Genomic DNA, 8,534 nt, shown 5'->3' with positions numbered 1-8,534 from the left:
TTTCTCTTGAGTTCCGTATAATTTTCTCCGTAACCTGATATTTCAATCTCCAGCTCCGGGTTTTTCACTTCGACATTCCTTGGATGACTCTTTACATATATACCTTCGAATTCCTTCATCAGCTTATCTACATATGGCGAGAATAGACTTTCCATGACTCCAGATATAATTATGGATGTATCGTAATAGTGCACATCGGGTATTATTATGTCCTTCTCCATAGCCTCCAGAAGGGCTTCCATTTCCCTTGGGACACCAGGCGTAATTATGATCTTCTTACCATCAATGTTGCAGAGCAGACCCGGGGCCGTCCCAACTGGATTCTCAACCGGCCTGCATTCGGATGGCATCTTCGCCATCTTTATCCTCTGTTCTGTCAGCTGATCCGTGCCATATTTCTTCCTGATCATGGCCAGCGCATCGCTGTTCACCATCAAATCCCGCCCTATGCACTTTGCGAATGCCTCAACGGTCATATCATCGAATGTTGGGCCTAGTCCGCCAGATGAAACCACAAGATCCGAGGTTTCCAATGCTGTCTTAAAGGCCCAGCATATCTCGTCTGGATCATCCATCACAACTATGCCTCTTCTAACCTGATATCCATGATACGTCAGGAAATTCCCTATGAAAGCCGCATTTGTGTTGATGGTTCTTCCTTTCAGTATCTCATTTCCTACGGTTATCACGGTTGCATATTTCATATCAAATGCCTCCTGTATATGCATCTTTCAGTGGATTACGATTTATCTAATTTTTGTGGTCCACTCTATTCCATTCAAGCCTTATCTGACCTGGACATCACCATTGGAATCAGAGCTTCTGACCGTCATCTATGAAGGTGGAGATGGCCTGATCCCCATTTAGTATTTTTTCTAAGTTAGCCAGATCCCTAGATGTGACTATTACCCTTATTCTTGATCTCATGGCTATTGTTAGTGCGGTTATATCCATAAATACGTTCGGACCAGCACCAGTTGAACTCTTTGTAGAAAGCGCTATTGCTTCCCTGTATCCTATTCTCTCATACCTCTTGGCGTTGGCAAATTTATTGGGATCCATATCGTATACGCCGTCCACCGAGGTCACATTTATGAGCGTCTTTACACCGCTTCGCTCGCACAGAAGTGCTGCCACGGTATCTGTCGTATGGCCAGGTTCGGTACCACCCATTATGACAAAGCGATAAGTGTTCATCAGGTTTACGGCCTCCTCTACGGTAAAGGGTATCATCGGATTGGATCCTGGCATAAGGCTGGCCATGGAGAGGGCGTTCATTCTGGTCGCATAGATCCCTATTTCATCCAAAACATTCTCATTCACATTGAGCTTCCTCAGCACGGATATGTAGGATCTGGCAGTGCGGCCACCTCCAGTCACTATGCCTACCCTCCTGTACTTTGAAGATTCAAGAAGGCTGGCAAAATCCCTCATGTAATCCGCGTCAATTGGATCTCCGGAGATCACGGATCCTCCTAATGAGATTACTATGGAATCGTTCAATTCGATCAATAGGTTATTGAATACTCTTTAAAATACAATCGCAGAATATCAGTATGGGATCTATGAGCCATTCCTGAGAAGGAAATTCATTCGCTTCGTGGAAACTATTATACCGATGTTTGACCAATGCGATATAACAGCATGAGGGATGATGAGGGATCTCAATTCCATGATAACATTTTCCAGAGAACGGATAAGGATTGGTTTTTAACAGATGTTCTGAATGATAGATACGGAGTTTTCGAACTTGTAATTGAGAAAGCTAAGATCAATGCATCGCTGATCAGGCTGTTCAGGGACAGCAAAGAATGGGAGCAAAGAAACAGATTTCCCGTAATAATATCCAGTTTTTCATTTTCTTCCTTCTCTGGGGATATTAAGTCAAAGTGCAGCGATACCAAATTCTATGCTATCGCCAACGTGGATAGGATGATCGTTGGAGATTCCAGACATGCCGTAAATCTTGGAGATCAACTCGCATTCGAGATATTCTCCAGCGTTTTAAGAATAACCGATCTGGATATATTCCTGTTGGGCGCATCTGATATATATATTTCGGACAGAAGAGGATTCAACAGGGAGTTTACAGAAACATTTTGGAATTCCTGCATATCATCGCTTCTTGCGAGGAACGATAGAAACAGGCTTTTTTGGATAAACTGGGGAGGGCTGAGGGACGTGGAGGAGATCTTGGCATCTTATACGATCGCCAGTATATACTTAGATATCTCAGGGCAATCGTCTATCATCAAGGTAAAATTCCTATGAAATTCAATTATCAGTTATTTTCGTTTCTAATATTCTTCATATCGCCGATTGCTGCAGCCTACTTCACCTCAAGCAGTCTTTATGTGATACCCCTGGTCTATATGTTCTGGCTACTCCTTCTGGTTTCCATAACATCTGTGGTCATTTTTCAACTGCAGATGTTCGGAGCTGACAGATACACCATGAAGCTTCTACATGAATGCAGGGATGAGAGGGTCGTCAGCTTCATACTCAGTTACAATGAGGATGTGAAGATGCTGAAAAAGACGATCATAGCGGTTAAGAAGGCAAATATATACGGCGAGACGTGGCTTCTGGACGATTCAACAGATGAGAAGATAGTTTCTGATCTTAGGGAGATATGTGATAAAATGGGCGTAAAATTTGTCCATCGGAGTAATCGCAGAGGTTTCAAAGCAGGCGCCATAAACGACGCGATGTCACAGATCGATGATTCTTACGGATATATCGCAGTGTTTGACAGTGATCAGAGACCTACGCCAAGATTTTTCAATGGCATAATGAGCTATTTTGAGAGGAGGAATGTGGCTGTGGTTCAGATACCACAGACTTATACTGCGATATCTACATCGATAAGCGAATCTGCATTCTTTCAGCAGGAGGTTTTCCTGAGGAAGATAATGAGAGCCAGAAATGGCAGATCTGCCTTTATTCTTGGATCTGGATTCGTTGCGAGGATATCGGCGATAAGATCGGTTGGTGGATTCTACGAAAAAAACGTCACAGAGGATCTGGCTACATCCATAATGCTGCAGAGCCTTGGATGGGAGATAATATATCTGGATTCAACCGACATATGGTACGGTAAACCTCCTGAAACTGTGAGCGCCTATCTGACCCAACAGGGCAGATGGTCCCTTGGTGGTTTTCAGGCTCTAGGGCTTCTACTAGGTCTCAAGCTCAGGCCATCTGTGTTTGCAGAATATATGGCTGGATGGCTTTATTGGATCTGGGTTGGCCCGATCCGGCTGGCATCTATAATAATGCTCATACTGTTTCTTGATTTCAGATTGATAACCGTGATCATATATCCGATTTTCTTTATTTTCTTCTATTTTCCATACTTCATATATTCAATGCTATTCTATTACTACACAGTTTCTGATGGTCTCATGAATTACGGTGCTAGAGGATTCTTCCTGCATCAAGGAGCTGAACTCCTGCTAATGTTCACCGCCACCTCATCCTTCATATCGGCTCTGCTCAAGAGAAGAAAGCCATTCAAAGTGACCCCCAAGGGAAAGGCTGGCACATATTCTTTTACACAGGCTCTGCCCATGATCTCCCTGGAATTGCTGACAACCACCACCATTTCCATGGGCTTCATATGGCTCAGGGAATCGACATCCAGGATCATGGAAATTGCAATAGGCGTGAACATTTTCTTTGCTATGTATCTGATTCCATTCATGATCGTTGCAAGCGTGATTCTGTTTACCAGCACATATAAGGGCGAGAGCGATGAGATCAGACTCATTAATCTTAATTGAGGTGATATTGAGTTCAAAAATTTCCGGTATGATCATCCATTCTGGAATTCTATCCGCATTCAGGATTATGGCAGCGCGATGCATGACGAGATAATTCTAATTGTACCTGAAGAACATGGGGCCGTCCGGATTTGGACCGGAGTTTCCAGCTCCCGAAGCTGGAAGGATACCAGGCTACCCCACGGCCCCCCATTCATATAACAATGCAGTCGCCACCGATATTTTGTCTCTATGTTTAAATTTTATCATATGGGATGTTTTCACAGCAGTACTGTTTTCAAGGAGAGACTAGGATCATTTCATGAGTTCTATTGTATATGACTCGATCCTGTCCTTGACCGAATACTTTGAAAATGGCGAATGAGCTAAGATCCAGGTATTATCATTGAATCAGAATTGACAGGGTCGACCGCCCAGAAAACTACATGAGAAGCATGGAAGATCTATTATAGTTTAAATGAATATCGATGAGTAAAATGAACCGATCCCATAAAAATACATGGTTAGCGATTTCCAATGCGTTGAAATTCATATTCAGCAGTCAGGGTTTTGGGACGGTGCAGCAGAATTTTGATCTGAACTCTGGAATTATTTTCTGCACATCGAATTGACTTCTTCGTTTAGAAGGTGTTGTTTATGGAAGATGATGAACAGATAAGAAGATATGAATTTAAACGGGCGCTTGAGGAACTTTCCAAGCTTCATGGTCGTGGTACGGAGCTGATATCACTCTATATCCCTCCAGATAAACAGATATCGGATGTGGTTGCGTATTTGAGGGACGAGTATTCGACGTCCTCAAATATAAAGTCTAAATCAACGAGAAAGAACGTTCTGGCTGCGATCGAATCGATCATGGCAAGGTTGAAATATTACAAGACGCCACCTCCAAACGGCTTGGTATTCTTTGTGGGGCATATCGCAACAAGGGGAGATCAGACTGAGATGTACACAAAGATAATAGAACCGCCGGAACCCATAACTACGTTCATGTACAAATGCGATTCAGAGTTTCATCTTGAGATGCTAAAGACTATGCTGGAAGAAAAAGAAATTTACGGCCTCATAGTCATCGATAGAAAGGAGGCGACAGTTGGATTTCTCAATGGTACGAGGATTGAAGTGGTAGATAACGTTCAATCTCAGGTTCCAAGCAAGCACCATCAAGGTGGTCAGTCTTCGCGAAGGTTCGAAAGGCTTATCGAGATAGCCGCCAATGAATTTTTCAAGAAGGTGGGCGAGATAGCCAACAATGCATTCATGCCAAAGATAAAGGACATAAGAGCCATATTTCTAGGTGGACCTGGTGCAACAAAGGAATATTTCTTTGAGAAGGACTATCTCAGGAATGAAATTAAGGATAAGATAAAGGATCTCTTCGATGTTGGCTATACAGACGAATCTGGTCTGAGAGAGCTTGTGGAAAAGGCCTCTGAATCGATAAAGGATATGAAAATATCCAAAGAAAAGGATCTGATGAACAGGTTCCTGCGTGAGGTCAGAAAGCCAGATGGTGGTCTGGCCATTTATGGTGAGCAAGCCATCAGGGATGCGCTTGAGCAGAAGATGGTCGATCTGCTGCTAATATCGGAGGGCCTCAGAAAAGTCAGATACACCTACAGGTGCCCAACTTGCCAGACGGAAATTGTACTGAATCAGGAGCCTGACGAATGGCCTGTTTGTGATAAAGATGGTACACCCATGGAGCTGGTTGCAGAGGATGATTTCATAGAGGATCTCTATAGGCTGGCGAAGGAATCGGGGGCGCAGGTTGAGATAATATCGGACCAGAGCGAGGAGGGTAAGCTTCTGAAGCAGGCATTTGGTGGTATGGCCGCTGTTCTGAGATTCATCAGGAAAGATAATGTTCAGGTAACGTGATCGCATGATCGGAAGCAGCGCTAGATCGCAGATTGAAGATCTCATCGAGTCAATGCACCGGATGGGTATAGGCAATACGCCTTTCGTCCAAGTTGAAGAGGGTGTCTTCGCAAAAATAGAGTGGAGGAACAGGTTTGGTTCCATAAAGGATAGACCAGCATTTTATATGATATATAGCCTCAGGGAAGCCGGTGATCTGGACAATCGCATAATTATTGAGGCATCGTCAGGGAATACTGGCCTTGCCATATCCGGCATAGCCCGTATGCTTGGCTTGAAGTCCGTGATAGTCCTGCCAGAGAACGCAAGCAGTGCAACGAAGCAGGCAATACTGGGTAACGGATCAGAACTGATAGAGACCTCCGCTGTGTTGGGTACCGAGGGATCGATAAAAGCGGTAAACGAAATGGTATCTACTGGAAATTATGTTTGGCTAAATCAGCATTCCAACACGAAAAACAGTGATGCTCATTACTACACCACTGCAAGGGAGATGGCTGAGGCTGAAGGAAAACCTGCTGCGATAATAGCTGGAATCGGCACAGGTGGAACGATAACGGGCATAGCCAGATATTTCAAGGAGATGGATCCAGGCATAAGGATCATCGGTGTGCAGCCCTCCTCAGGTTCACATATACATGGCCTGAGAAACGCATTCTCATCCAAATATAGGGGTATAATAGACAGATACGGAGACCTTATCGACGAAATAGTTTATGTGAATGAAGATCAGGCAAAGGGAGAGATAAAGAGATATTACGAAAGAACGGGTGATCTCATCGGTATCTCCTCTGGCGCAAATCTTTTTGCTGCAAGGACAATGAAGGAGAGATATGGTAAGATATTCACCGTATTCCCGGATTCAGGAGAAAAGTACAGGGACGAGCTGGATTTCCTGAAGCAGTGATCGTTGGCTCTGCTGCACGAACATGCGAATGGAACCATTTAAATCGCAGGTAACAATCATGGGTTGAATGCAAATATTCACTCTTATTTCGTGGGATTTCAAAAGGAATAATCAATTTTTCAATCAAGCTGTTCTCAATCCATATGAATACTGGTCAGAACTGTTGGAAAGAAATGGCATTAAAAAGTATGTGATATTGCTGACATGCAATCGGGTAGAGATATACCTGCGTGGAGATTATCCATCTGAACTGGACAGAATGAATCCTATCGTGAGCCACGATGATCAGGCCATCAAGCATCTCTTTGAGGTCTCGGCAGGCCTTGATTCCATGTCGCTTGGAGAGAACGAAATACTGAAGCAGGTTAAGGAGGCCTATGATCTTTCTCTGAAAAATGGGAAGGTAGACAAGGTTATGTCATTGATCTTCCAGAAGGCTATATCAGTGGGCAAGAAGGTGCGTTCTGAAACAGAGATATCGAAAGGCAAAGTATCCATACCATCGATAGTTTACGATATTCTGGTGCACAGCGGGGTTTCCAAGGTTTTGATCATAGGAAACGGTATGATAGCAAGCGAGATTGCACCATATCTCAGCGGAAAATTTGAGGTTACAGTGGCGGGAAGGAATATAGATCATGTGAAGGATCTGGCAAGCAGATACAATTACAGCTATACGACCCTGAATGATGTCTGTGATCTGATCGTCAAAAACGATGCCGTTATAGCAGCTACGTCCGCCAAGACTCCGATAATAAGCAGCGATTGCATCGTTGACGGAAAGCTGTACATAGATCTGGGAAACCCAAGGAACATCCAGGATCGGCCAGGTGCTAACATAATAACTATAGATCAGATATACGCTGTATCAAACAGGAACGGAACGATGAGAGAGACGAGTGTGGAGGATGCCCACAGGATAATTGAATCAGAGTTGGAATCCCTGATGAATAAGGTTAAGGATCTTATGATCGATGAAATATTTGCCGATTTCTATAGATTTGCGGCCGTTGTTCAGAAGATAGAGGTGGAAAAGTTCAGGCGAATGCATCCAGAGATACCCGCATCGGATCTGGAAGCGTTTGCACATTCCATGATAAACAAGGTTATGAATATACCCGTCATGACGCTGAAGAGCGTTGCAAGATCCCAGGAGAGCCAGGATTTCGGAAGGATATTCTCAAAATTTTACGATAACTTCAGCGATCTCGTATCTGCTGCTCTCCAGAGCTATGAAGATCATCAAGATACCCAAAGTCTACGAGACCGAACTCGTCAGTTATTGCAAAGATCCTGAAGCTTGACGGCTTCATACCCTTCAGGGAGGGTGTGAAGTGTTCCTCGCTGAGCAATGACTGTGAGAGATCAGTTCCAGACGAAAAAAAACTCATAGCGGGAGTTATTATCACATTACGCTTGAAATTGAATGCGAATGCAGGCAGCTTGTACATTCCACCGACCCGATCCCTCAGGACGAGAGAGGGATGCTCATGGCCGAGTATGGTTATCTTTTTTATGCCCATATCTCTATCTCCGTGATATATGAAGTATCTGCTGTCTTCGTAAAAATCCAGCATGCCAAGGTTCTTCCTTGATAATATGGTTGCAAGATAGTTATCATGGTTTCCCCTTATGAATACGAGATCGCGATCATCGTACCTTTCTATGAAGTATATGACGTCTGTCCATTCACTGGGAAGGTTCTTTGAAAATTCCTGCTTGAAATCACCGTTGATTATGATCTTCTGCGGATCGTATCTCTCTATTATCCTGTCCATTATCGAAGTCACATGATCCCTCTGTATCTTGGGCAGGAACAGTCCGTGAAGGTTCATCTCCTCCTCGTAACCGAGATGCAGATCTGAAACAACTACAGCCTCTATATCGCTCAAGTAGACGCAGTATAGGTCTGTCAGAAAAACGTTTTCAAGGATCTCTATCTCACGCATGTGGATCTTTTAAGT

General features: G+C 43.8%; 8 protein-coding genes and 1 tRNA gene. 5 read left to right on the top strand and 4 right to left on the bottom strand.

What is annotated here, in order from left to right:
- Nucleotides 1-728 (bottom strand): nicotinamide mononucleotide deamidase-related protein (locus tag Q0C15_RS01595; protein ID WP_297215277.1); only part of this gene is annotated, 728 nt, incomplete at its 3' end.
- Nucleotides 729-813: 85 nt separating this feature from the next.
- Nucleotides 814-1,503: a UMP kinase gene (pyrH, locus tag Q0C15_RS01590; RefSeq protein ID WP_110640675.1), complete on the bottom strand. Its 690-nt coding sequence runs from the start codon at nucleotides 1,501-1,503 to the stop codon at nucleotides 814-816.
- A gap of 141 nt (nucleotides 1,504-1,644) precedes the next feature.
- Between pyrH and Q0C15_RS01585 the strand changes: the two genes are divergently transcribed.
- Nucleotides 1,645-2,271 carry a hypothetical protein gene (locus tag Q0C15_RS01585; protein WP_297215274.1) on the top strand — a complete coding sequence of 209 codons (627 nt, stop codon included), beginning with the start codon at nucleotides 1,645-1,647 and terminating at the stop codon, nucleotides 2,269-2,271.
- A complete protein-coding gene (locus Q0C15_RS01580) occupies nucleotides 2,268-3,782 on the top strand; it encodes a glycosyltransferase family 2 protein (protein WP_297215273.1) in 1,515 nt (504 codons plus the stop codon). The genes Q0C15_RS01585 and Q0C15_RS01580 overlap by 4 nt, the downstream gene beginning before the upstream one ends.
- A 116-nt stretch (nucleotides 3,783-3,898) precedes the next feature.
- Here the strand turns inward: Q0C15_RS01580 and Q0C15_RS01575 are convergent.
- Nucleotides 3,899-3,971 (bottom strand) — tRNA-Pro (locus tag Q0C15_RS01575).
- 447 nt (nucleotides 3,972-4,418) lie between these two features.
- On the opposite strand from Q0C15_RS01575, the gene prf1 reads away from it, so the two are divergent.
- The 3 genes from prf1 (at nucleotide 4,419) to Q0C15_RS01560 (ending at nucleotide 7,867) form a co-directional block, all read left to right on the top strand.
- Nucleotides 4,419-5,663 (top strand): peptide chain release factor aRF-1, encoded by a 1,245-nt coding sequence (prf1, locus tag Q0C15_RS01570; protein WP_297215271.1) that lies wholly within the window; start codon nucleotides 4,419-4,421, stop codon nucleotides 5,661-5,663.
- 4 nt (nucleotides 5,664-5,667) lie between these two features.
- Entirely contained in the window at nucleotides 5,668-6,570 is a 903-nt protein-coding gene (locus Q0C15_RS01565) for a pyridoxal-phosphate dependent enzyme (protein WP_297215269.1), read from the top strand.
- Nucleotides 6,571-6,637: 67 nt separating this feature from the next.
- Nucleotides 6,638-7,867: a glutamyl-tRNA reductase gene (locus Q0C15_RS01560; RefSeq protein ID WP_297215268.1), complete on the top strand. Its 1,230-nt coding sequence runs from the start codon at nucleotides 6,638-6,640 to the stop codon at nucleotides 7,865-7,867.
- Here Q0C15_RS01560 and Q0C15_RS01555 read toward each other — a convergent pair.
- Nucleotides 7,770-8,519, bottom strand: coding sequence for a metallophosphoesterase (locus Q0C15_RS01555; protein ID WP_297215266.1), 750 nt, complete (start codon nucleotides 8,517-8,519; stop codon nucleotides 7,770-7,772). The two genes, Q0C15_RS01560 and Q0C15_RS01555, sit on opposite strands and share 98 nt — an antisense overlap.
- Nucleotides 8,520-8,534: the final 15 nt, after the last annotated feature.

Source organism: Thermoplasma sp., from assembly GCF_023256435.1.
GTDB lineage: Archaea > Thermoplasmatota > Thermoplasmata > Thermoplasmatales > Thermoplasmataceae > Thermoplasma.
Note: the sequence above shows the minus strand (reverse complement) of the source record. Positions and strands in the feature narration are given on the sequence as shown.